We start from the raw sequence: 24,908 nt of genomic DNA, 5'->3' as shown, positions 1-24,908 counted from the left end.
TTTAGTTAAATAAGATGGATAAAAGTAAAATATTCTCGGCGACGGCAGTACTGATTTTTGCAGTACTATTTACGTCCTGTTCTTCAAAAATGAAGAAAAGAGAAATCACGGATGGGGTAATGCAGGAGATTTATAACGAAATAAAAACGCCTTATAAATATGGTTTGGTGATGGTGCCAACGGACAACTCCTATAAAATGGATTGTCCGAGTGTATTTAAGAAAGACGGAAAATGGTTTATGACCTATTTGATTTATGGCGGAAGAGGTTACGAAACCTGGTTAGCAGAAAGTGACGATTTACTGCATTGGAAACACTTGGGAAAAGTAATGTCTTTCTCTAAAGATACGACGCATTGGGACGTGAATCAAAAAGCGGGATATATTGCTTTGCAAGATCCTGCCTGGGGGGGAAGCTATGAATGGGAAAAGTATGATGACAAGTATTGGATGAGTTATTTTGGAGGAAATACCAAGGGGTATGAGGCTGGATTGTTGTCTATCGGGATGGCATATACCAAAGAATCGCCTACCAAAGCGCACGAATTTGATCGCCTGGAAAAACCCGTGTTAATGTCTACTGACAAAGACGTTAGTTGGTGGGACAATAGTACGATGTATAAGAACACGGTTATCAGAGATACCGAAAAAGTTACAGGACATGATTTTATTATGTACTACAATGCTCGAGGTGATAGCCTTAAGCCTGCACGTGGAGCAGAAAGAATCGGAATGGCGGTTTCAAATGATATGAAAAACTGGAAGCGTTATGGGAAAAATCCATTACTTAATAATCATAAAGGAATCACGGGTGATCCGTACATTCAGCGTATTAATAATACCTGGGTGATGTTTTATTTTGGCGCTTTCTGGAAACCGGGAGCTTTCAACCGTTTTGCAGTTTCCAACGACTTGATTCATTGGAAAGATTGGCAAGGAGAAGACCTTGTCAAATCTTCGGAGCCTTATGATGATTTATTTGCCCATAAATCCTTCGTGGTTAAGGACAAAGGCATTGTATATCATTTTTATTGTGCAGTGAATAAAAAAGAACAAAGAGGAATTGCAGTAGCAACTTCTAAGGATTTAGGTAAAAGTGAAATGAATTTTGTCGCAATAGATAAGAAATAATGAATAAAGTTAGAGTAGTATTTTTTTTCCTCTTGGGCATTTGCGCTATGCAAGGGCAATCCGTTACTGGTGAGCCGGCAGGAATTCCGGAATTACACAAGAAATATGAGTTTGCCCCTTGGGAAGACCCAACAGTCACGAGCATTAATAGACAACCGTCCAGAGCAACGGCGTATTCGTACACCAATGTTGAAGATGCTTTAGCAGGAGACAGAACCAAGAGCCGGCTTAAAATGCTGAACGGAGAGTGGGATTTTAAATATTCGGTAAATCTCAAAGAAGCCTCTAAAGATTTCTATAAAGGGAAAGTCTCCGATTGGGATAAGATTGAAGTACCGTCCAACTGGGAATTAAAAGGGTATGACAGTCCAATTTACAAGAGTGCCGTATATCCGTTTAGACCGATTAATCCTCCTTTTATTCCTAAAGATTATAACGGAATCGGTTCTTATCAGCGCAGTTTTACCGTTCCGGAAAATTGGAAAGACATGACCGTAACCTTGCATTTTGGGGCAGTAAGTTCTGGTTTTCAAGTTTGGTTAAATGGAGAATTTTTAGGGTATGGCGAAGATAGTTTTCTTCCGTCAGAATTTGATATTTCACCTTACCTAAAAGAGGGCGAGAATGTAGTGTCTGTACAGGTAATTCGATGGGCAGATGGTTCGTATCTTGAAGATCAGGATCATTGGCGCATGAGCGGAATTCAACGTGAAGTTTTTATTATGGCCGAGCCAAAATTGCGCATTCAGGATTTCTTTTATCAAACCAAATTGGATAAAGAATACAAAGATGCTGTTTTTCAGCTAAGACCAAAAATTGAAAATTCGACAGGTAAAAAGGTCAAAGATTATACTTTTCAAGCGCAATTATATGATGCAAACAATGTCGCTTTATTAAAAGAGCCACTTCAAAAACCTGTCATTGATATGATAAACGAAAGTTATCCCCGTTTGGATAATGTGCGATTTGGAATGTTTGAACAAACGATTATAAACCCATTAAAATGGAGTTCAGAAGTACCTAATCTCTATACTTTGGTAGTTACATTAAAAGATCCGAATGGGAATATTACAGATGTTAAAAGCTGTAAAGTAGGTTTTCGCTCTGTCGAGTTTTCCAAAGAGAATGGAAAAATGCTGATTAACGGAAAAGAAACCTATGTCTATGGCGTCAACCGACACGACCATCATCCTGTTAGAGGTAAGGCCGTGACAAGAGCTGATATTCTGGAAGACATAAAAACGATTAAAAAATTTAATTTTAATTTGATTCGAACCAGTCATTATCCTAATGATCCTTATTTCTATGACTTATGTGATGCCTACGGGATAATGGTAATGGATGAGGCGAATCAGGAAACCCATGGTATTGGCGGAAAATTAAGTAACGACCCAAAATGGACAAATGCGTACTTAGAGCGTATGACCCGAATGGTAGAAAGGGATAAAAATCATCCCTCTGTTGTTTTTTGGAGTTTAGGCAACGAAGGTGGTAAAGGACCTAATCATGCTGCTATGGCAGGATGGGTGCATGATTTTGATATTACTCGTCCGGTACATTATGAACCGGCACAAGGAAATCCAAGATTAGACGGCTATATAGATCCACTTGATCCTAAGTATCCTAAAACTATAGATCATGCCTATCGATTTGAAAATCCTCAGGATGAGCCTTACGTAGATATGGTCAGCCGATTTTATCCCGGGGTTTTTACGCCTAAATTCTTAGTCGACCAAAAGCAAGATACCCGTCCTATTATTTTTGTGGAGTATTCACATGCTATGGGTAATTCCGTAGGGAACTTAAAAGAATTATGGGATGAATTTCGTTCACTTCCGCGCGTTATTGGCGGATGTATCTGGGAATTCAAAGACCAGGGACTGTTAAAAAAAGATTTGAGATCAGGCCAGGAATATTTTGCTCATGGTGGGGATTTTGGTGAAAAATACCATGACGGTAATTTCAATACCAAAGGAATAGTTGATTCCAATGGAAGACCAAAAGCTTCGATATATGAGAATAAATGGGTATATCAACCGGTAGTTTCAACTTTAAAAGAGGGTTTTCAACTTGAAATAAAAAACCGCCAGGCTGTACAATCGTTGGGGGACTATATTCCTGTTTTACAAATATTGGAGAACGGAACAATTATAAAAGTCCAAAAATTGCAGCCTTTTAAATTAGAAGCAGGCGAGTCCACGATTTTAAATGTGAGTTCGTATTTGCCAAAAATGAAAAAGGATGCTGAATACTATTTGAACATCGAATTTCAGCTTTCAACAGATAAAGAGTGGGCCGCTAAAGGATATCCGGTTGCAACGGATCAGTTTTTGCTAAAAAATAAAGAGACTGTCGCTTATGATTCGAAAAAGGAAAGTACAGCTAAAGCTAAAGTTTCTGAATCGAATACTGAATTTAAAATAGAAGGAAAATCTTTTGGCATCGCTATCAGCAAAGTTAACGGGGCACTTTCTTCTTATATTTTCAATGGTGAAGAGCAAATTTTTGCGCCATTACTGCCTAATTTCGTAAGACCTCTTACGGACAATGACCGCAGAGGATGGAAATCGCATAAAGTTTTGAAACCCTGGTATAAAGCCAATCCGAAATTGACTGGCATTGCGATGGATAAAACAGGGGCTCAGATAAAAATTAGTAGCGACTATGAAGTTATAAAAGACAGTGCCAATGTAAGTGTGGTTTATACTATTGAAGAAGACGGGACTATCAAGGTAGATTACAATTTACAGGCTTCCACGAAATTGCCTGCTATTCCGAAAATAGGAATGCAAATGGGAGTACAAAGGAAGTTTGATCAAATTTCATGGTACGGTAAAGGGGAGTTAGAAAATTATAACGACCGAAGTTTTGGATTTACAGTTGGAAGATATTCGTTGCCTATTAATCAATTTATAGAGCCTTATGTAAAACCACAAGAAAATGGTAACAGAACTGAGGTGCGATGGATGGCTTTTACAACCCCTCAAAAAAACAAAGGATTGCTGGTGGTTAACGATTCTAAAGTAATGAGTATGGGAGCATGGCCCTACACTCAGGAAAATTTAAGCGAAGCCACCCATACTTTTGATCTAAAAGACCCTGGTTTTCTGACCGTGAATATTGATTTGATTCAAATGGGTGTTGGTGGAAATGACAGCTGGTCTTCGGTGGCGCAGCCTATGGAGAAATATCAGATTCCTTCCGGGAATTATAAGTATAGTTTTTACCTAATCCCTTTTGCTTCATCAGGCAATGGACTGAATCAAAACTTGAAAAAATTTAAATATTAAGGACAATGTTTCGTAAAAACTGCATTTGGCTCATTATACTCGTAACAGGATTGGTTTCAGGTCAGGTACCTCACCAAGAGGGAGCTGCTTTATTTCAGCCTACGAAAGAATCTTCAAAACCTTGGGTGTACTGGTATTGGATGCAAAGTGCCTATTCCAAAACGGGAATCACAGCTGATTTGGAAGCGATGAAACAAGCCGGAATTGCCGGAGCTTATTTAATGTCTATTAAAGGCCCGACGGAGCCGCCATTAATCAATCCGCCTGTCTTGCAATTGAGTGCGGAATGGTGGGATATGGTGCACTGGGCATTAACGGAAGCGGATCGTTTGGGGTTGAAAATCGCTTTTCATGCCGCCGATGGTTTTGCAGTTGCCGGAGGTCCCTGGATTACTCCGGAAATGGCAATGCAAAAAGTAGTTTGGTCTGAAACTGCCGTAAATGGAGGGGCTAGAATTACTGCCAAATTAAGTGTTCCGACGGGGTACCAAGGGTACTATAAAGACATAGCCACATTTGCAATTCCGCTTAAAGAAACACAATTGACTTCACAGGAGCAGCTGCCTACAGTGACTTCTTCTGCAGCAAATACAGAAGTGTCTTTTTTGGCCAATCCCAAGAAGGAAGGAAACTTTAAATTAGATGAAAAGGGATGGATTCAGTATGAATTTAAAAAACCGTTTAATTGTAAATCTATTCTAATAGAAACCAAAGGCAACAATCATCAGGCGCAGCGTCTAATCGTCGAAGTCAGTGATGATGGTGTTCATTTTAGATTCCATGAAAGGATGATTGCGCCACGCCACGGCTGGCAAGATACGGATGCTCCTTATACGCATGCCATAAAACCGGTGACAGCTACCTTTTTCAGATTGGTATATGATCCAAGCGGAACAGAACCGGGGGCAGAAGATCTGGATGCTGCTAAATGGAAACAGAATTTAAAAGTGAGCAGAATTACACTTTCCAATCAGTCACTGATTGATAATTTTGAAGGAAAATCAGGAGCGATTTGGCGCCTCAGTCCCCAAACTACAAGGGCTCAAATTCCGGATGAAAATTGTGTGTCAAAGGCTGAAATGATCAATATTTCAAAATTTATGGATGCAGAAGGCACTCTTTCCTGGAACGCTCCCAAAGGAAAATGGAAGATAGTACGAATGGGACATACTTCTACCGGACACATGAATGCCACTGGTGGAGCAGGAAAAGGATTGGAAGTCGATAAGTTTAATCCGGAAACGATTCGTTTTCAATTGGACCATTGGTTTGGCGAAGCGATACGTACGGCTGGTCCGGAACTGGCAGCAAAAGTGATTAAAATACTTCATATTGACAGTTGGGAATGTGGCAGCCAAAACTGGTCTTCCGTATTTCAAGCAGAATTTATAAAAAGAAGAGGGTATGATATCGTAGCTTATTTACCGGTTATGGCTGGGATTCCAATCGAAAGTGCCGAAACAACGGAAAAAGTGCTTTATGATCTACGGAAAACTATTGCAGAATTAATTGGAGATAATTTCTTTGGCACAGTAGCCGAAGAAGCTAAAAAAGCCGGGGTAAAGTTCAGCTCCGAAAATGTAGCGCCTACCATGGTGAGTGATGCGTTATTGCATTTTAAACATGTGGATTATCCTGGGGGTGAGTTTTGGTTGCGAAGCCCAACTCACGATAAGCCAAATGACATGCTCGATGCCATTTCTGGTGGCCATATTTATGGTAAATCCATTATACAGGCAGAGGCTTTTACCGAACTGCGAATGGATTGGGACGAGCACCCGGGGAATTTAAAAACACTGGCAGACCGAAATTATGCTTTGGGAATAAATAGGTTTTTCTACCATGTATTTGTGCATAATCCCTGGACTGACAGAAAACCGGGTATGACATTAGATGGCGTTGGCTCTTATTTTCAGAGAGACCAGACCTGGTGGGAGCCTGGGAAAGCGTGGGTAGCGTATTGTCAGCGCGTGCAATTCCAATTGCAAAAAGGAAGTCCTGTAATTGATCTGGCTGTTTTTATTGGTGAAGATATTCCTTCTCGGTCTGTGCTTCCCGACAGGCTGTTGCCTTTTATTCCAAATGTTTTTGGAAGTCAACGTCTTGCCAGCGAAAAAGAACGCTTGGAGAATGTGAATCAGCCTACGGCAAAAATGCCTAAAGAGGTTACGTATTCAAAAAACATTACCGATTTATCACAATGGGTAAATGCTTTAAATGGCTATAAATACGATTCTTTTAATTCGGATGTATTACTGAACAATGCAAAAGTAAAGAACGGAAAGGTGGTATTCAGTGATGCTATAGCATATAGTGCTTTGCTCTTTCCCGGAAGTCATAAAATGGCTCCGGAGAAAATGATATCTTTACAGGTAGCAGAAAAAATAGTAGCATTGGTAAAACAGGGAGCCACGGTTTTTATAGCCGAAAAACCAGTTCGAATTCCCGGACTCCATTCCGATGTTGATAAAGGGAAATGGCAAAATATAGTAAATGAAATTTGGGGTGGAATACCCGATTCTAAAGAAATTAAAAATTCAGGAACTTCGTGGAAGCTTGGAAAAGGAAATGTGATTCAACTTCCCTATTTAGGGAATGATTTCAGTGAAATAGGGATTCAGCAGGATGTGTTTTTTCCAAAATTGAATAGGGAAGAAACAACAACAATAGACTGGACACACCGCAGTACACCGCAAGAGGATATTTATTTCCTTTCCAATCAAAAAGAAGTAAAAACAGAAGTACTGGTGTCGTTTAGAGTTAGCGGAAAAACACCGGAATTGTACCATCCGGTATCGGATAAGACAACAGCCCTAAAAAATTGGAAAACGGAAAATGGCAGGACCATAATTCCATTGCAATTTGATAAGAATGAGTCTTATTTTGTGATTTTTAAAGATGTTAAAGAGCCGCAAAAAAAATCAGTTACAGGCCAAAATTGGTCCGATTTTGAAACTGTTGAAACGTTAAGTGAAAATTGGGCAGTTCAATTTGATCCTAAATTTCATGGGCCGTCCGAGACCGTCGAAACAGCTGCGCTTTTTGATTGGAGTACAGCAACCAATGACAGTATTAAATATTATTCCGGAACAGCGATCTATAAAAAGGATTTCAGCTGGAAGGGAAAAAGCAATGGGAAAATTTGGCTTGATTTAGGGAAAATTGCAAATATTGCCGAGGTAAGTGTCAATGGAAAAGACTGTGGGACGCTATGGACGTATCCCTACAAAGTTGATATTTCAGAAGCACTTAAAAAAGGGAAAAATACACTCACGATAAAAATTACCAACACTTGGGCAAATCGACTAATAGGAGATCAGAAGCTGTCAAAAGAAGATAGATTAACCTGGACAACGGCTCCTTTTAGATTAGAGGGAAGGGATTTGCTTAAAGCAGGTCTGCTGGGTCCGGTTACAATTGTAAAAGAAAAAAAATAGAAAAATGAAAAGTTTAAGACCTATTATTATTGCGATTTTATGCTTTTTAGGAAGCTTTCAGGGGAATGCAAAAATTAAGTTAGCCGCTTTGTTTTCTGACAACATGATACTACAGCAGCAGCGCAATGTGCCAATTTGGGGCTGGGCTGACAAGAATAGTAAAGTTGGTATTAGAACTTCCTGGGATTCGAAAGCGTATGAAGTTAAGGCCGATAAATATGGAAAGTGGAAAGTAGCGGTACAGACTCCGATAGCAGGGGGACCATTTACTATTGAAGTGGGGCAGAGAGAAGAAAAAATAGTTGTAAAAAATGTGCTAATTGGCGAAGTTTGGTTGTGTTCCGGTCAGTCTAACATGGAGATGCCTCTGAAAGGTTTTCCGGGTCAGCCCGTCCTGAATGGAAATGAAATGATTGTCAGATCTACCAATGCTACTATTCGATTGATTACCGTACCAAGAGCCACTTTGCTGGTGCCACAAGAAGATTTTGAAGGAAAATGGCAAATGGCAGCGCCGCAAAGCACGGCTGATTTTAGTGCTACGGCATGGTATTTCGGATCGCTTTTGCAAGCCGTTTTACAAGTTCCTGTTGGGTTAATTCATGTCTCTTACGGCGGTTCCAGTATGGAAGCTTGGATGAATGAGGAGATGTTGAAAGATTTTGAGGGCGTAGCAATTCCCACTAAGAAGGAGGATCTTGCAAAAGACCCAAACCGTGTTGCCACGACTTTATTTAATGGGATGCTTTCACCGGTAATTGGTTATGGAATTAAAGGCTGTATCTGGTATCAGGGAGAATCTAATTATGAACGGGCTGCCCAATACAAAGACTTATTCAAAAAAATGGTGAGCAGTTGGACGGGTTTATGGAATCAGGGAGAGTTCCCTTTTTATTACGCCCAAATTGCACCTTTTAATTATGCACAGTTTCATCCAAAAGATAATTTAGAAAAGTATAATTCCGCTTATTTGAGAGAAGCACAACTGAAAGCAGCGAAAGTAATTCCGAATTCAGGAATGGCCGTTTTGATGGATGTTGGTGAAGAAAATAATATTCACCCGGCGGATAAAGAAAAGGGAGGCAGTCGACTGGCGTATCTGGCCCTGGCCAAAACCTACGGAATACAGGGGTTTGAATTTGCGAGCCCTGAATTTAAAGACATGGAAATTGTAGGAAGCACTGTAACTGTCGCTTTTAATGAAGCGCCAAACGGAATTACATCCTATGGAAAAGAAGTAACTGGTTTTGAGATTGCAGGAGAAAATAAAGTTTTTTATCCGGCTCAGGCGGTAGTTCGCAGAAAATCGGTGGTGCTTTCTTGTGCCCAGGTAGTAAAGCCAGTGGCAGTTCGTTATTTATTCAAGGATTTTGCAAAAGCGGAGCTTTTTAGCGTTGGAGGTTTGCCTGTTTCGTCTTTCAGGACAGATGACTGGTAGGATAAAATAAATATTGATTGAAATTTTAAGATGAAATACACGGTTTATTTATTTCTGTTTTTTACGCTTTTTGCTAAAGCGCAGCTTCCTGTGCTCGACAATTACAATCCCATCTGGAATACCCAAAGCAGCAATTCATCAGAATCAATGCCGTTGGGAGCAGGCGATATTGGTTTAAACGTATGGGTAGAAAAGGGGGATTTGTATTTTTATATTTCGCGTAGCGGAACTTTTGACGAACACAATACACTGCTGAAATTGGGACGTGTAAAAGTAACGTTAACACCCAATCCGTTTAAAGACAAGGAAGGATTTCATCAGGAGCTGGTGTTGAGAGACGGCTTTGTAACAATTGCTCAGAACACTACCCGTATTAAACTTTGGGTAGATGTTTTTAAGCCGGTAATTCACTTGGATTTGACAAGCGGAATTCCTTTAAAAATGAAAGCCTCTTATGAAAGCTGGCGCTATGCCAACCGGGCGGTAAAAGGAAAAGCGAACAATGCGAATTCGTATAAATGGGCGCCTCAAGGAGAAATTATAACCTACAAAGACTCTGTTTCTTTTGAAGGTAATGGCATAAAATTTTACCATAGAAATCGTAAACAGACTGTTTTTGATGTTGCAGTGCAACAGCAAAAAATGGAGTCAGTGAAAGATCAGATGAGCAACCCGTTAGCGAATCTCACTTTTGGGGGCTTTATGGAAGGAAAAAATATGAAGCCAGCAGCAACATATTTGGGAAAATATCAGAATACCGATTTTAAAGGATATGAACTTTCAAGTGTACAATCTTCCAAAAAGCATCAGCTTAAGATTTATTTATACACGAATCAGTCAGGAGATCAGTCTTTATGGGATGATGGTTTAAAAAATCAAATTTCGGATGCTAAAGCAAAAGGAAATAAAGCCGAAAAACGTACGGTCTCCTGGTGGAATAATTTCTGGGAACGCAGTTTTATTTATGTTCAAAAAAACAACTCGTCCAAGAAAGATTCTGTTTATCAAATGGGACAAAATTATCAGTTGTTTCGGTATATGCTGGGCTGCAATGGGTATGGTAAATACCCGACGAAGTTTAATGGAGGGCTCTTTACAGTGGACCCCGTTTTCACGGATTCAACTTTAAACTTCACACCTGATTTTAGAAATTGGGGAGGCGGAACGATGACGGCTCAAAATCAGCGTTTGGTTTATTTTCCGATGTTGAGAAGTGGGGATTTTGATATGATGAAATCCCAGTTGGATTATTATTTGGGTCTGCAAAAAAATGCAGAATTACGAAGCAAAGTGTATTGGAATCACGGTGGCGCTGCATTTACGGAACAATTAGAAAATTTTGGATTACCCAATCCTTCCGAATACGGATGGAAACGCCCTGATGGATATGATCCGGGAATGGAATACAATCCCTGGCTGGAATATGAATGGGATACCGTTTTAGAGTTTTGCCAAATGATGCTGAAGCAACAGGAATATAACGGGGAACCTATTCAAAAATATACTCCGTTTATTATAAGCTGTATCCGTTTTTTTGATGAGCATTACCAATATTTAGCAAAAAGCAGAGGCAGTAAAGCGTTAGACGCCAATGGTGATTTGATTCTTTATCCGGGTTCTGCTGCGGAAACCTATAAAATGGCGTACAACGCCAACAGTACTATTGCGGGATTAAAAGTGGTTACCGAGCAACTTTTAAAACTTTCACAGGTTACATCAAACAAGGAAGATTATGCGTATTTAAAAGCGTTTTATAATCGTATTCCGCCTTTGAATTTTGCGGAAATCGAAAAGCATAAAACACTTGCGCCTGCAAAATCATGGGAACGTGTTAATAATACGGAAGTCCCACAATTGTATCCTGTTTTTCCCTGGGGGATTTATGGCATTGGGAAACCTGATTTAGAGATCGCATTAAATACATGGAAATATGATAGTGATGCTCTTAAATTCAGGAGTCATATAGGATGGAAACAAGACAACATTTTTGCAGCACGATTAGGATTAACAGCCGCCGCTGCAAAATTTAATTTGTTGAAAATGGCGGATTCAGGCCGAAGATTTCCAGCATTTTGGGGTCCGGGTTTTGATTGGGTTCCGGATCATAATTGGGGAGGCTCCGGAATGATTGGCATGCAGGAAATGCTATTGCAGGAAGCGGAGGGTAAAATTTATCTCTTTGCAGCCTGGCCAAAGGATTGGGATGTACATTTCAAATTGCATGCTTCACAAAAAACGACAGTAGAAGCAGTACTTCAAAATGGCGTATTGAAAATTATAAAAATAGTTCCCAAAGAAAGGGAGAAAGATATTGTGAATCTGTTGGAAATGACTGTTGAGAAAAAAATAAATTTGAATTAAAAGATTGTAAAAATGATAAATAAAGTAGTACGCTGTCTTGTGTTGTCAGCTGTTTTAGCTGCAAATGGATATTGCCAGACAGCAAAGGAGGGAACAGAAAAACAAATTATAAAAGTTGATTTTGACTTTTTTCAACGAAGAGTTGAAGAGGTCAATGATCCGCATTATAGCTCCTGGCCCATAAGTGAACAAAAGGAATCTGAAAAATCTTTTGGGGATGTTACCATTAAATTAAAAGGAGATTTTTCTTCCAGCTGGTATAAAGTAGGAATGAATGCACCGCATTACAGCAGATTGGCCAGTGATGGTCTGGTTACAAAACAAAATTTAGAAGTGCGTATCAGTGGCCTAAAAGAAGGGGAGCACTCGCTGCTCACTTTTCACAATACCTTTGATAAAATAGAGGGCAAGACCTACTCTCCAATAAAAATTTATGTAGATGGAAAATTGGCGGAAACTGTAGTGCCCAGCAACAGAGCAAATTCCACAATAGCTGCAGCTACTGCCTATCTTACATTTAATGCTAAAGCTGCCAAGGATGTAGTGCTGCGATTTGAGTTAGATGCAGCAAGCGATTTTATCCAACAAATGGTACTTAACGGCTTTGAAATAGATACGCCAAATTTGAAAAAACAGGCCCATTCCCCTAAGCCGGAAAATGGCGATGAGCACGTGATTCTGAATGAAAAGCTGCTATTGAAATGGGAAGCATCAAAAGAGGCCATTGCCCACAAGCTGTATTATGGAAGAGATAAGAAAGCAGTTGCAGCAGCAAATGAAAAAGCACCTGAATATAAAGGACAATTAAATAAAAATGAATTTCCTGTGGAAGATTTGTACAGCAGGAATACGTATTATTGGAGAGTAGATGAAGTTGATGCAAAAGGAAATAGTACACTGGGTACTGTCTGGTCCTTCCAGCCTGCTCAATTGGCTTTTGTTGGTGCCGAAGGGTATGGGCGATTTGCAATAGGAGGAAGAGGCGGAAAAGTAGTCGAAGTTACCAATTTAAACGATAGTGGTCCTGGGAGTTTACGCGATGCCGTAAGCCAGGATATCGGACCCAGAACTATTGTCTTTAATGTATCAGGAAACATTAAGCTAGAATCAAGATTGGTTGTTAGCAGTCCTTATATCACTATTGCAGGCCAAACAGCGCCAGGAGATGGGATCACTATCAGCAAAGCACCTATTGGTCTTACCGGAAATGAAGGCATTATTCGCTTTCTAAGAGTTAGAATTGGTGAAGGAAGAACCTATGATGGCATGGGACTTACCGGTGCCAATCACAGTATTATAGATCATTGCTCGATAAGCTGGACAATTGATGAATCCTTTAGTTCTCGTAGTGCCCATAATATTACCCTGCAGCGTACTTTAATTTCTGAAGCCTTAAATGTTGCAAATCACGGTAAGTATGAAAAAGGAAAAATGCATGGCTATGCGGCCACTATCGGGGGTGATATTGGTAGTTTTCATCATAATTTATTAGCGCATAATTATGGACGTAACTGGAGTATAGGTGGTGGATTGAGTGGTGATGGCTATTACACCGGAAGATTAGATATACGAAATAATGTCGTTTATAATTGGGGGCGCAGGACTACAGACGGCGGTGCCAATGAAGTTAATTTCGTTAATAATTATTACAAGCCGGGAGCTTCCACTAAATTTTTCTTTGCATTGAATGCGCAGCATGAGGGTGTAGGTTTGGGAAAACAGCAGTATTATTTTGCAGGGAATCGTATGGAGGGCCATTTTGATGAAAAAAATCAGGAAAAAGGAAGAACCGCTACCATATCCCATAATGAGAAAGTTAATTATGAAACTTTCCTGGACAAACCCTTTTTTGAATCGTATGTAACTACCCAAAGCGCTAAAGCTGCCTATAAAAATGTGCTTTCAGATGTAGGAGCAACCCAGCCACTATTTGATAAACAGGATGCCCGTATTATTCAGGAAACTCTGGATGGCTCTTACCATTTTAAAGGAAGTAAAAGTGGTTTGCCTGGTATGATAGATACCGAGCAGGATACAGGAGGCTGGCCGGAATATTCTCAAGAAGTGCGCGCTGCAAATTGGGATACGGATCACGATGGATTGCCTGATTGGTGGGAAGAAGCACATGGGTTGAACATTAAATCTGCTAAAAATGATTTTTCAGAAACGAATTTAGATAGTGATAAAGATGGCTTTACGCAATTGGACAACTACTTAGAGTGGATGGCACAACCGCATTATTTTATAAATGACGGAGCAGAAATAGCGCTTTCAGCGGTATCATTTTTTAAGGGATACACAAACAAGCCGGTATATAAGATTAGTGACATTCAAAAGGGAACAGTTTCCATGAAGGACAACACAATTAAATTTAAAGCCAATCAAAAAGGGTTGGCCTCTTTTAAAATAACAGTAACAGATAAAGAGGGCGATACTATGGATCGTGTCATAAATCTGTTGGTAAAATAAAGCAAGCATGGCGATGAAAACAAATATAACAGTACTGTTAGCGGTATTTTTTTTTACGACATTTATTTCTGCACAAAGTAAGGGTTTGGTGGCCAATGCCGATAGTCCTTATTCAAAATTGCAAAGTGTCAATTTACAGGATGTGAAATGGACCAATGGTTTCTGGAAGGAGCAATTTGACGTTGAAACAGAAAGTACATTACCCTATATGTGGGATTTGTATCATAACGACAGCATTACCCATGCCTATCATAATTTTGAAATTGCAGCAGGTTTGGTGAAGGGACAGTTCAAAGGACCTTCCTTTCACGATGGCGATTTTTATAAAATTTTTGAGGCTATGGCGGCAACCTATGCCGTAACAAAAGAGGCGGAGCTGATGGCGAAAATGGATAAGGCTATTGCGTTGCTTGCCAAAGTGCAACGGGAAGATGGCTATATACATACTCCGGTTTTAATAGAAGAAAGATGGGGAACCTTAGGTCCTGAAGAATTAAAGAAGCAGTTGGGTTTTGAAAAATATAATATGGGCCATTTGATGACTGCAGCCTGTGTGCATTATCGTGCTACCGGAAAAACTAATTTTTTAGAGATTGCTAAAGGAGTGGCTAATTACTTGTATGATTTTTATAAAAAGGCATCTCCCGATCTGGCTCGTAATGCGATTTGTCCCTCCCATTATATGGGGATTGTGGAAATGTATCGTACTGTAAAAGATCCAAGATACCTGGAACTTGCGAATAATTTAATTACTATTAGAGGAACGACGAATGATGGTACTGATGATAATCAGGACAGAATTCCTTTTAGGGAACAAACCACTGCAATGGGTCACGCGGTACGAGCGAATTATTTGTATGCAGGCGTGGCGGATTTATACGCTGAAACTGGAGAAAAGAAACTTTTGGATAATCTACAATCGATATGGGATGATGTGGTATATCGAAAAATGTATATCACAGGTGCTTGTGGGGCTTTATATGACGGAGTTTCTCCGGATGGTACATCCTACAATCCTACAGAAGTACAGAAAATACATCAGGCATACGGGCGACCTTATCAGTTACCGAATGCCACCGCGCATACCGAAACATGTGCCAACATAGGTAATGTTTTATGGAATTGGCGAATGCTTCAAATTACCGGTGATGCAAAATATGCCGATATTGTAGAATTGGCACTTTACAACAGTGTTTTATCAGGAATCAGCCTTGAGGGTAAAGAATTCTGCTACAATAATCCCTTAAATGTTTCCGATAAATTGCCTTTTAAACAACGGTGGAGTAAGCAACGCGAAGGTTATATCGCGTTGTCCAATTGTTGTGCGCCAAATGTTACCCGTACGATTGCTGAGGTAAGTAATTATGCTTATAATCTGTCCAAAGACGGATTATATGTTAATTTATATGGAAGCAATACCTTGAAGACCGTAACGGTAAATGGTGAAAAAATAGAAATAGAGCAGCAGACCAACTATCCGTGGGATGGGAAAATTGTATTAAAAATCGCAAAAGCACCAAAAGAAGGCTATGCTTTTTTTCTGAGAATTCCGGGATGGAGCCAGGGCGCTGCTGTTTTAGTGAACAATAAAACCTTAGAAAATGAAGCTGTTTCTGGGACTTATATGAAAATAATTCGAAAGTGGAAAAAAGGGGATGTTATTGAACTTAACCTGCCTATGCCAGTAGAATTGATGCAGGCGAATCCCCTTGTGGAGGAGATTAAGAACCAGGTAGCTGTAAAGCGAGGTCCTATTGTGTATTGCCTGGAATCGAATGAGCTTCCGGAGAACACAAGTGTAAATGATATTGTTTTAAATAAAAATTCTCCGTTTACCACTGCTTTTATTGAAATCGACAATAGGAAATTACTAACGATTAATTCCGTAATTAATCAGGATACTTCTTGGGAAAAAAAATTATACAGACCGCTTTCTCAGAAATCAATTAAGGATTACAAGGTCAGATTAATTCCCTATTTTGCTTGGGGCAACCAAAGCAAAGGAGAAATGACTGTTTGGATGTCTCATTAATAGAACAGTAAATTGGCCAATCAATTATTCTTACAATTCCGTTTTATAGTGCTAAAGTAGTGTACTATAAAGGGGAGTTGTAAGAATTTACTTTTTAAAGAAAATAAACTTATTTGCAGCTGTGTTTTTTTTTTTTGATAAAAGTAGCGGGTACTTCTTCAGAATGATTGCCTTGCTTAACGGAATTGTTTTTTTGTACTGCTGAAAAAGCAATACGGCCCCTTTAGTAATTCGGTAGGAAATGAATTTAAAGGAAATGCGGCCTTAAAAAAGAAATTAGCAGTTCCTTTAAATACTATTTCGTACTTAAAGCTCGAATTGTTTGCCGTTGACTTTACAGCGTGCGATTTTTTTTTAGTGGGTGCCTCTTGTGTTTTCAGGGATGTTGTTCTTTGGAGAATAGTCCTCTAATAAGTCAGATTATCAGTGTATTAATATTTTTTAATTTAGATAATCGCCTGTTGTTAAACTATTTTTTACAGTCAATACAAGTTATAAATTGATGCGCTACCCGTTGTAGTACAGTGCCGAGAACAATATTTTTGGGGTATTAAAAAGAGTGCAGATTTGGTCTGGACCTGTTTTGTTATTTTGCTGTGAAATACTGGTGGCGCTACCGAATTATATGCAAACGAATCCTTTTTTTTTTAATTTACTACTATTTTATTCGTCTTTTTTTTATCAATATGATTTATTTACAGCTTTTTTTATTTGATAATAGCATTAAAGCAGGACAGTACAGGACAGTTACAATGTTTTATGATTATATATTTGGGGCATATATAATAATTGTCTTTTTAACACTTAAAAGTTAAATCAAAAATTAACTTTAAATAGAAATGGTTTTTTGTATTTTTATTCGGTTTAGGAAAGACGGTTTTTTTATTAACTAACTAACTATTAATTAATTTAACTAAAAGCACTTATGAAACAAACAATCGCAATGAGATGTGGTTTATTTTTGTTTGCACTAATGAGTTTGTCGGGCTATGCTCAAACAACCGGTCAAGAAAAAATTATAACTGGAAGCGTAATCGATTACGCAGGAACAGCTATCCTAGGGGTAAATGTAAATGTAAAAGGGACGAAAAAAGGTGTTGTTACAGACGCTGACGGACGTTATATTATAACAGTAAACAAGGGAGATATTCTTACGTTTGCTTATATTGGAATGGATAGAGTGGAAAAAACAGTTGGCAATGAAACTGTTATTGATGTAGCGATGAAAGAAGATTCATCGGAATTGGAAAATGTAATTGTTGTTGGTTATGGTAAGCAGAAAAAGGCGCATCTAACGGGAGCTATTGAAACCATTAAAATGAGTGAAATCGAAGATCTTCCTGTTGGAGATTTAGGAACTGCTTTGGCAGGACGCGTTTTAGGTGTTGGAGTTTCAGGTGGTGCTGCAAGACCTGGTATTAAATCGACATTGACAATTCGTAGGCCGTATACGTTAGCTAAAGATGGAGGAAATTTGAATCCTTTATATGTAATTGACGGCATTTTGCAAATTGATGCTCAGGGTTTAAATGACAGTACTATATTTGATAATTTAGACTCTTCCGAAGTAGAAAGCATTTCCTTTCTTAAGGATGCTTCCGCTGCTATTTATGGGGCACGTTCTGCTCAAGGGGTAGTTTTGGTAACTACTAAAAGAGGGAAAAAAGGAGAAGCGAAATTTAGCTACAGTGGTGCTTATGGTACTAATGATAAAACATACCAGACAAAAGTATTAAATGCTTATGAGTTTGGTCAATATGTTAACATCATGAATGGTCCGAACGGATACAATCAAACTGCAGGAGATCCTCAGTATTTCTTTTCAGAAGATGAACTGGAGCATTTTAAAACGTTAAAGAATACTTTCTTAGATGATGAGTGGTCCCCTTCCTATAGTATGCGTCATAATTTGAATGTGGGCGGAGGTACTGAAAAAGCTACTTATTTTGCAGGGGCTTCGTATTACAAACAAAATGGTAACTTAAGTACGCTGGATTATAATAAATGGAACTTCAGAGCCGGTGCAGATGTAAATTTATCCAGTAATTGGAAAGCAGGTTTGCAGTTGTCTGCATTCTACTCTGATAAAACAAATACTTTTAATAAAATTGGAGGAGAAAAAGAAGAGAACGATTATAATGAATTATTGCTTCACGTACCTTATATTCCGAATTACGTTAATGGAATGCCGATGGAGTTGACCAATAATAATGATGGTAACCAGAGGTATCACTATAACGAAATCAAACGTTTAAATAATCTTGCGGAAACTACAGCCAGCACGATGACTATAAACATGTACACGGAATATAAAATCCCTTTTATTAAGGGTTTGATGGCCAGAGGATCGTATGCACGTAATATGGGTACTTCCAGAGGAACACAAGTAGGTACAGGATATACTTTGTATCAGTTTGAAGGTCTGGGAACTAATGGACATATTTTTAGTGATGCTATTACTTCAGCACCTCTTAGATCTAAATTCTACGAAAACGGGAATCGTTTGTATTTTTCAAACACCACCAATTTCTCAGAACAATTAAACCTTAGTGCTTCTTACAACCGTGATTTTGGTAAACATAATGTAAGTGGTTTGTTTGCAATTGAAAGGTCAGAAGCGACTTCTAACAATGAAGTGGTTTTTAAAGCAGGTGTTTTAGATGGTACTAACGGGCAATTTAATACCGCTACGGGTACTATTGATGGTTCTACTGCAAAGAGTGAATCGGGTTCATTGTCCTATGTTGGTAGGTTAAATTATGCTTATGATGATAAATATTTAGCGGAGTTTTTATTCCGATCTGATGCTTCGACTAAGTTCTCTCCTGAGAATTACTGGGGTAAATTTTACTCTGTATCTGCGGGATGGGTAATCTCCAAAGAAGACTTTTTTAAATCTTCAGTGATCGATTATCTTAAAGTTAGATACTCAGTAGGTTTGTTAGGTAAAGATGATACCAGAGCCTGGTTGTGGAGACAACGATATACGTTCCAAGGTAATAAAGGAGTTGTGTTTGGAGGCAATTTAGACAATACGAATGGATGGAAAATGGAGGCTTCTCCAAATCCGGATGCTACCTGGAGTGACGAATTAAAAACCAATTTTGGGGTTGATGCAAGATTCCTTGACAACAGATTGTCTTTTAGTGCAGAATCGTATTATAATATCGGGACTAATTTACTTTTAAACAGAACAGGTAATGTACCCTTTACAGTTGGTGGAACAGTAGCTGCTGAAAATTACGGATCAGTAGATACATTCGGATATGAATTTTCACTTGGATGGAGTGATAAAATAGGTGAAGAAGTTAGCTACGGCGTTGATATGCGTTTTGGCTGGTCAGGAGACAAAGTAATCAAGGCAGACTTCAATGATCAGGATGTTTTGCTTCCTTGGAATAATAAACCAGGTCAGTCCTCTGATAATGGAGTTTGGGGTTATGATAATTTGGGGATGTTTAGAACGCAAACAGATATTGATTCCTACGTAAGTCAATACGCAATTACCTCTGTTTTTGGTGTTCCGGCAGCCAATCTTAAACCAGGAATGTTGTATTATTCTGATGTAAGAGGTGCATATCTAGGGAACGGTGAATTTGCCGCTCCGAACGGAATCATTGATGTAAATGACCAGGTTCAATTGTCTAAGAGAGCTGCTACCAGATACGGAGCAGGTACTACTTTAAGAGTTGCTTATAAATCATTTAGTCTGAATGCGGTTGTTAATGCTTCTTTTGGAGGTGGCTGGTCTAATATAGACAGTAATGCCAGAAAATCATTAAAAACTAAAATTCCACAAATTATAGACAATACAGTATCAATATGGAATGATATTTATGACCCGGTTGCTAATCCTGATGGAAAAATGCCAAATCCGGCTTTTGAAGAGATAAACTCTCAGGTGTCTCAATTTTGGCAAGTAGATGCCTTTAGAATTGCGTGTAGAAACATAACATTAAGTTATGCATTACCGGAAAGAGCTTTAAAAGCATTGAATATGAACAGCTGTAAACTGAATTTGACAGGGATTAATCCTTTTACACTTTATAATCCTTATAGTTTTCAAGAGGCTAATGGAAGTTATATGGACTATCCAACCCTTCGTACAATATCCTTGGGGCTTAACGTAGGATTCTAATTTGAGATTAATAAAAATTAAAATTAAAAAAATGAAAAATATAAAAGCGATAGGTTTGTTTGCCATACTGGCAACCTTTTCTTTAGAAAGTTGCAATGATGATTTCCTTGAAGAGAAAAAAGATTTTAATGGTGTTAATGAACAGGTTTTTCAAGTACCTACATTAGCAGGGCAATATGTGGATTATGTTTATGGTTTGTTTTTACCAGGTAATAATGCTGCTGTATTCACTTGGGATCTTGCCTCGGGAGGTAATGATGATTTTAGTCAAACAACTGAAGAACTTGCAGGGGAAGTCAATTGGAATAAAGTATGGGCAACAGTGTCTCCTACTAATGCACATTGTTTGCCTTACATAGGGAGTAGATTATCTTCCAGTATCGCTAATAATAGCTGGACTCGTTTAAGACAAATTAATATTTTCTTAAGTCAAATTGATAAGAACGGGATGGCTGATGCGGATAAGAATCCATTGAAAGGACAAATGTATTTTTGGAGAGCCTACCAATACTATGAATTGGTGAAATTATATGGCGGTGTGCCGATTGTTTTAACCGAGCAGAACCCTATCCTGGACGATGCGTCGTTAGCTCAGATTCCAAGAAGTTCTACTTCGGAGTGTATTGAGCAAATTGTTTCTGATTTAGAACTGGCAAAACAGTTATTGCCAGGAAAATGGTCAAGTAACGCTGATTCGGGAAGAATTACCAGTGGTGCTGCGGCAGCTTTCAAAGGACGCGTGTTGTTGACTTGGGCAAGCCCAATTTTCAATCCGACTGATGATACACAACGTTGGCAACGTGCTTATGATGCCAATACGGAAGCAAAAGCACTTTTGGAAACGAATGGATATGGTCTTTTTACTACAGGTGGTGTTGCTGATGGAAAAGCTTGGGGCGATATGTGGTTTGCTGAAGTTGGAAATAAAGAAGCAGTAATTGTTTTTGGATTTAATAATTCATCTACTGTAAATCTTCAAAGAAATAATGGTTGGGAAAGAGCTGCTCGTTCTAAAGCATCAGGTGGAAATGGAGCAATCTCTCCTACTAAACAAATGGTGGACGCGTTCCCAATGAAGGATGGACAACCGATCTCAAGTGCATCCGGAACGTATCCTTATTCTCAAGGGTTGTTCTACAAGAACAGAGACCCAAGGTTTTACAAAACATTTGCTTATAATGGTGCAACCTGGAAATATGCTGAAAATACTGCCTTTAAACAATGGACTTACAGTTGGACAGCTTCCGGATCCGCAAATGCGACTACAATTCCAAATAAATTTACGGAAACAGCCGGACCGAATTCAAGTGGTATCTATTTGAGAAAAGCCACTAACGAGATCGCTACCAGTGCTAGTGGTTACCTGAACAGTGGTACTGATTATATGGAAATGCGTTTTGCTGAGTTAGTATTAAATCTAGCGGAATCTGCAATCGGTATTAATAAATTAGCAGAGGGTAAAACTTTAATTGAGTCGATCAGAAATCGTGCAGGTATTATCAACGGAGATGGCAATTATGGTTTAGCTGCTGTTTCTTCCAGAGACCAGCATTTTGGTGCCGTTCTTAATGAAAGAAAAATAGAGTTTGCCTATGAGAACAAACGTTTCTATGATTTGAGACGTTGGAAGCTTTTTGATGCTACTGCCGGAACAACTGCGAGATTAGGTGTTACACCTCTTAACGGTACCAGAAGAACGGGATATTATATAGTTGCTAAAAAGGCAGATGGAAGCAGATATGTAGGTTCTGCAGATCCTTTCTTTGTTGCTACTGGAAATGCTTCTGTAGCCAATAGAGAGCCTGCTTCGTTTCCTGTTACAATAGGAACAACAACGATTAATAACTTTGATGCGTATTTGGATTATTTATATACGAATCATTTTGAGGTGGTCGTAAGAGATAATTTAGATCCCACTACAAACAATTGGAAATTTATATGGTATAAGGAATATTATTATTTTGGTATTTATCAAACTTTATTAGATTCGGCGCCATATTTGCAACAAACTCAAGGTTGGGGTGGTTCATTTGACCCACTTAAATAATAAACAGAATAAGAACGTATTAACCTGTGTTTTACAATAATTCAGGTTAATGCGTTATAAAATTACTTAAATTTCAAGATGAAAAAATTCAATATAATTTTATTTATTTTATTAGTGGGGTTTACTAAAAGCTATGCTCAATATCCGAAGCTTTCTGCTGAAGTACAAGCTAAGGAAAAAGCGATAAAAGACGAGGCCAATAAACTATCTGATGAAGCCTGGGAAAAAGCCAGCGTAATTATTGAACAAGAAGCCAAAGCAGGTAAACCATTCATTCCTTGGGCATCTCGACCAACGGATTTACCGCAAGCAGAAATACCTGCATTCCCGGGAGCCGAAGGTGGAGGGATGTATAGCTTTGGGGGTCGCGGTGGAAATATATACACAGTGACCAGTTTAGAAGACAGAGGACCGGGGACATTACGCGAAGCTTGTGAAAAAGGCGGAGCAAGAATCATCGTTTTTAATGTTTCAGGAATTATTAAAATAAAAAGCCCATTAATCATCCGTGCTCCGTATATAACTATTGCAGGGCAAACTGCTCCTGGTGATGGTATTTGTGTTGCAGGGGAATCGATATGGATCGATACACATGACGTAGTGATAAGACACATGCGTTTTCGTAGAGGAGAAACTTTTGTAGGGAGAAGAGATGATGCTATTGGTGGTAACCCGGTAGGGAATATTATGATAGATCACGTTTCTGCAACCTGGGGGTTAGATGAAAATATGTCCATGTACAGGCATATGTATAGTCCGGGAGCGACTTATCCGGATGAAAAGAAACCTACCGTAAATATTACCATTCAAAATAGTTTGTTTGGAGAAGCTTTAGATACGTACAACCATGCTTTTGGTAGTACTTTAGGAGGAGAGAACTGCGCTTTTATTAGAAATATGTGGGCAAATAATGCCGGTAGAAACCCTTCAATCGGGTGGAATGGTATTTTTAATTTTGTTAATAATGTAGTATTTAACTGGAGTAACAGATCAATAGATGGTGGTGATTATACCGCTAACTATAATATTATCAATAATTATTTTAAACCGGGTCCCGTAACTCCAAAAACAGAAGCTATCGGGTATAGAATATTAAAACCGGAAGCAGGAAGAAGTAAGCTGGATCATATGGTATTTGGCAGGGCTCATGTAATTGGTAATGTAATTGATAATAATCCAAGAGTTACTAAAGACAACTGGGACGGAGGAGTTCAAATCGAAAATAAAAAAGGGGAGTTGATGAGTTTTGAGGAGTCAAAACCGTTTTTTGATAAAATGAAAAGTAACAGGCCATTTCCAATGCCGTGGTTCAATAAAATTTTGAATGCTGAGGAAGCGTATGATTATGTTCTTAAAAATGTTGGGGCCACATTGCCAATAAGAGACAAGGTTGATGAAAGAATTGTAAGGACTGTGAAAACAGGAGTACCTGAATATGCAAAAGGACTTGATCCAAAATCATTTTATCAATTTGAGCACCGTCGTTTACCTGCAGATTCCTATAAAAATGGTATTATAACAGATATTGCTCAGGTAGGTGGTTATCCGGAATACAAAGGGAAACCCTATGTAGATACAGATAAAGATGGAATGCCTGATAAATGGGAGAAAAAACATGGTTTAAACCCAAAAGATGCAGCGGATGCCAAAACGGATTTAAACAACGACGGGTATGCCAATATCGAAGATTACATTAATGGTGTAAACCCTGCAATGAAAGTAGATTGGAAAGATTTAGCCAATAATAAGGAGACTTTAAAAAGTCCATTATTGGAATAGTTTTTTAGAGTGTGGTTTTTTTTTAAGCATTCTTATTCCATTACTTGTAGTATGGCGTAAGGATGTTTTTTTAAATAAAAATAGAATAGAAATCAAAAAAAAATAATATCATGTCAATAAAAAAAATAAGTATAAGCATTTTATTTTTACTGTTTATCTGCAAAATAAGTGCACAACAGCATTTAAATCCGGAATACATAAAGGTAACAAATGAGAGAGCAGCTAAAATTGTTGCTAAATTAGAGTTGTCCAATGCCACTAAAGAGACTGCTGTTTCCAATATCATTGCGCAACAATTTAGAGATTTGAGTAAAATTCAGGACGAAAGGGATGCTGCAATTGAGAAACTGAAAAGTAGTGATTTGTCAAAAGAAAAGCAGAAGGAGAAAATTGAAAAATGCAAAGTAAAAGCGGATCAATTAATTGGTAAATTGCATAAATCATATCTAAAAAAATTAGGGACTCAGTTAAATGACGCTAAAATCACAGAAGTCAAAGACGGAATGACTTATGGTGTTTTGCCAATCACTTATGCAGGCTATCAAGATATGCTGCGTAATTTAACAGAAGAACAGAAAAGTTACATTTATAAAAATTTAGTGGAAGCCAGAGAGCATGCAATGGATGGAGGTTCTTCTAAGGAAAAACATGCCTGGTTTGGTAAATACAAAGGAAGAATCAATAATTATTTATCCGCTCAGGGGTATAATTTAAACAAGGAAAGCACTGATTGGCATGACCGTGTTGCGGCACGTGAAAAGAACAAACCTAAAAAATAGGTTTCGTT

At 38.5% G+C, this 24,908-nt stretch carries 11 protein-coding genes; all 11 read left to right on the top strand.

Features of this window, described 5'->3' with window-relative positions; translation table 11 throughout:
- The first annotated feature begins 14 nt into the window (after positions 1-14).
- The 11 genes from ACNQGN_RS02715 to ACNQGN_RS02665 all read left to right on the top strand — a co-directional run bounded on the left by ACNQGN_RS02715 (position 15) and on the right by ACNQGN_RS02665 (position 24,900).
- Positions 15-1,130 (top strand): glycoside hydrolase family protein, encoded by a 1,116-nt coding sequence (locus ACNQGN_RS02715; protein ID WP_417986317.1) that lies wholly within the window; start codon positions 15-17, stop codon positions 1,128-1,130.
- Positions 1,130-4,420: a glycoside hydrolase family 2 TIM barrel-domain containing protein gene (locus ACNQGN_RS02710; protein ID WP_417986316.1), complete on the top strand. Its 3,291-nt coding sequence runs from the start codon at positions 1,130-1,132 to the stop codon at positions 4,418-4,420. The genes ACNQGN_RS02715 and ACNQGN_RS02710 overlap by 1 nt, the downstream gene beginning before the upstream one ends.
- Before the next feature lie 5 nt (positions 4,421-4,425).
- Complete coding sequence (locus ACNQGN_RS02705) at positions 4,426-7,857, top strand: glycosyl hydrolase (protein ID WP_417986315.1); 3,432 nt, start codon at positions 4,426-4,428, stop codon at positions 7,855-7,857.
- A 4-nt stretch (positions 7,858-7,861) separates the two neighbouring features.
- Complete coding sequence (locus tag ACNQGN_RS02700; RefSeq protein WP_417986314.1) at positions 7,862-9,295, top strand: sialate O-acetylesterase; 1,434 nt, start codon at positions 7,862-7,864, stop codon at positions 9,293-9,295.
- Positions 9,296-9,325: 30 nt separating this feature from the next.
- Positions 9,326-11,656, top strand: coding sequence for a DUF5703 domain-containing protein (locus tag ACNQGN_RS02695; protein ID WP_417986313.1), 2,331 nt, complete (start codon positions 9,326-9,328; stop codon positions 11,654-11,656).
- Positions 11,657-11,668: 12 nt separating this feature from the next.
- The gene (locus ACNQGN_RS02690; protein ID WP_417986312.1) at positions 11,669-14,125 is read left to right on the top strand and encodes a pectate lyase family protein; all 2,457 of its coding nucleotides are present in this window, start codon (positions 11,669-11,671) and stop codon (positions 14,123-14,125) included.
- A gap of 7 nt (positions 14,126-14,132) precedes the next feature.
- The gene (locus ACNQGN_RS02685) at positions 14,133-16,157 is read left to right on the top strand and encodes an aceric acid hydrolase (protein ID WP_417986311.1); all 2,025 of its coding nucleotides are present in this window, start codon (positions 14,133-14,135) and stop codon (positions 16,155-16,157) included.
- Between the two features lie 925 nt (positions 16,158-17,082).
- Positions 17,083-20,295 carry a SusC/RagA family TonB-linked outer membrane protein gene (locus ACNQGN_RS02680; protein ID WP_417986310.1) on the top strand — a complete coding sequence of 1,071 codons (3,213 nt, stop codon included), beginning with the start codon at positions 17,083-17,085 and terminating at the stop codon, positions 20,293-20,295.
- Between the two features lie 31 nt (positions 20,296-20,326).
- Positions 20,327-22,342, top strand: a complete 2,016-nt coding sequence (locus tag ACNQGN_RS02675; RefSeq protein WP_417986309.1) for a RagB/SusD family nutrient uptake outer membrane protein — start codon at positions 20,327-20,329, stop codon at positions 22,340-22,342.
- Between the two features lie 78 nt (positions 22,343-22,420).
- Positions 22,421-24,121, top strand: a complete 1,701-nt coding sequence (locus tag ACNQGN_RS02670) for a pectate lyase family protein (protein WP_417986308.1) — start codon at positions 22,421-22,423, stop codon at positions 24,119-24,121.
- A gap of 110 nt (positions 24,122-24,231) precedes the next feature.
- A complete protein-coding gene (locus ACNQGN_RS02665; RefSeq protein WP_417986307.1) occupies positions 24,232-24,900 on the top strand; it encodes a DUF3826 domain-containing protein in 669 nt (222 codons plus the stop codon).
- Positions 24,901-24,908: the final 8 nt, after the last annotated feature.

It is taken from the genome of Flavobacterium rhamnosi, assembly GCF_048286515.1.
In the GTDB taxonomy this organism is placed as follows: domain Bacteria; phylum Bacteroidota; class Bacteroidia; order Flavobacteriales; family Flavobacteriaceae; genus Flavobacterium.
This window is presented reverse-complemented; position numbering and strand designations above follow the sequence as displayed.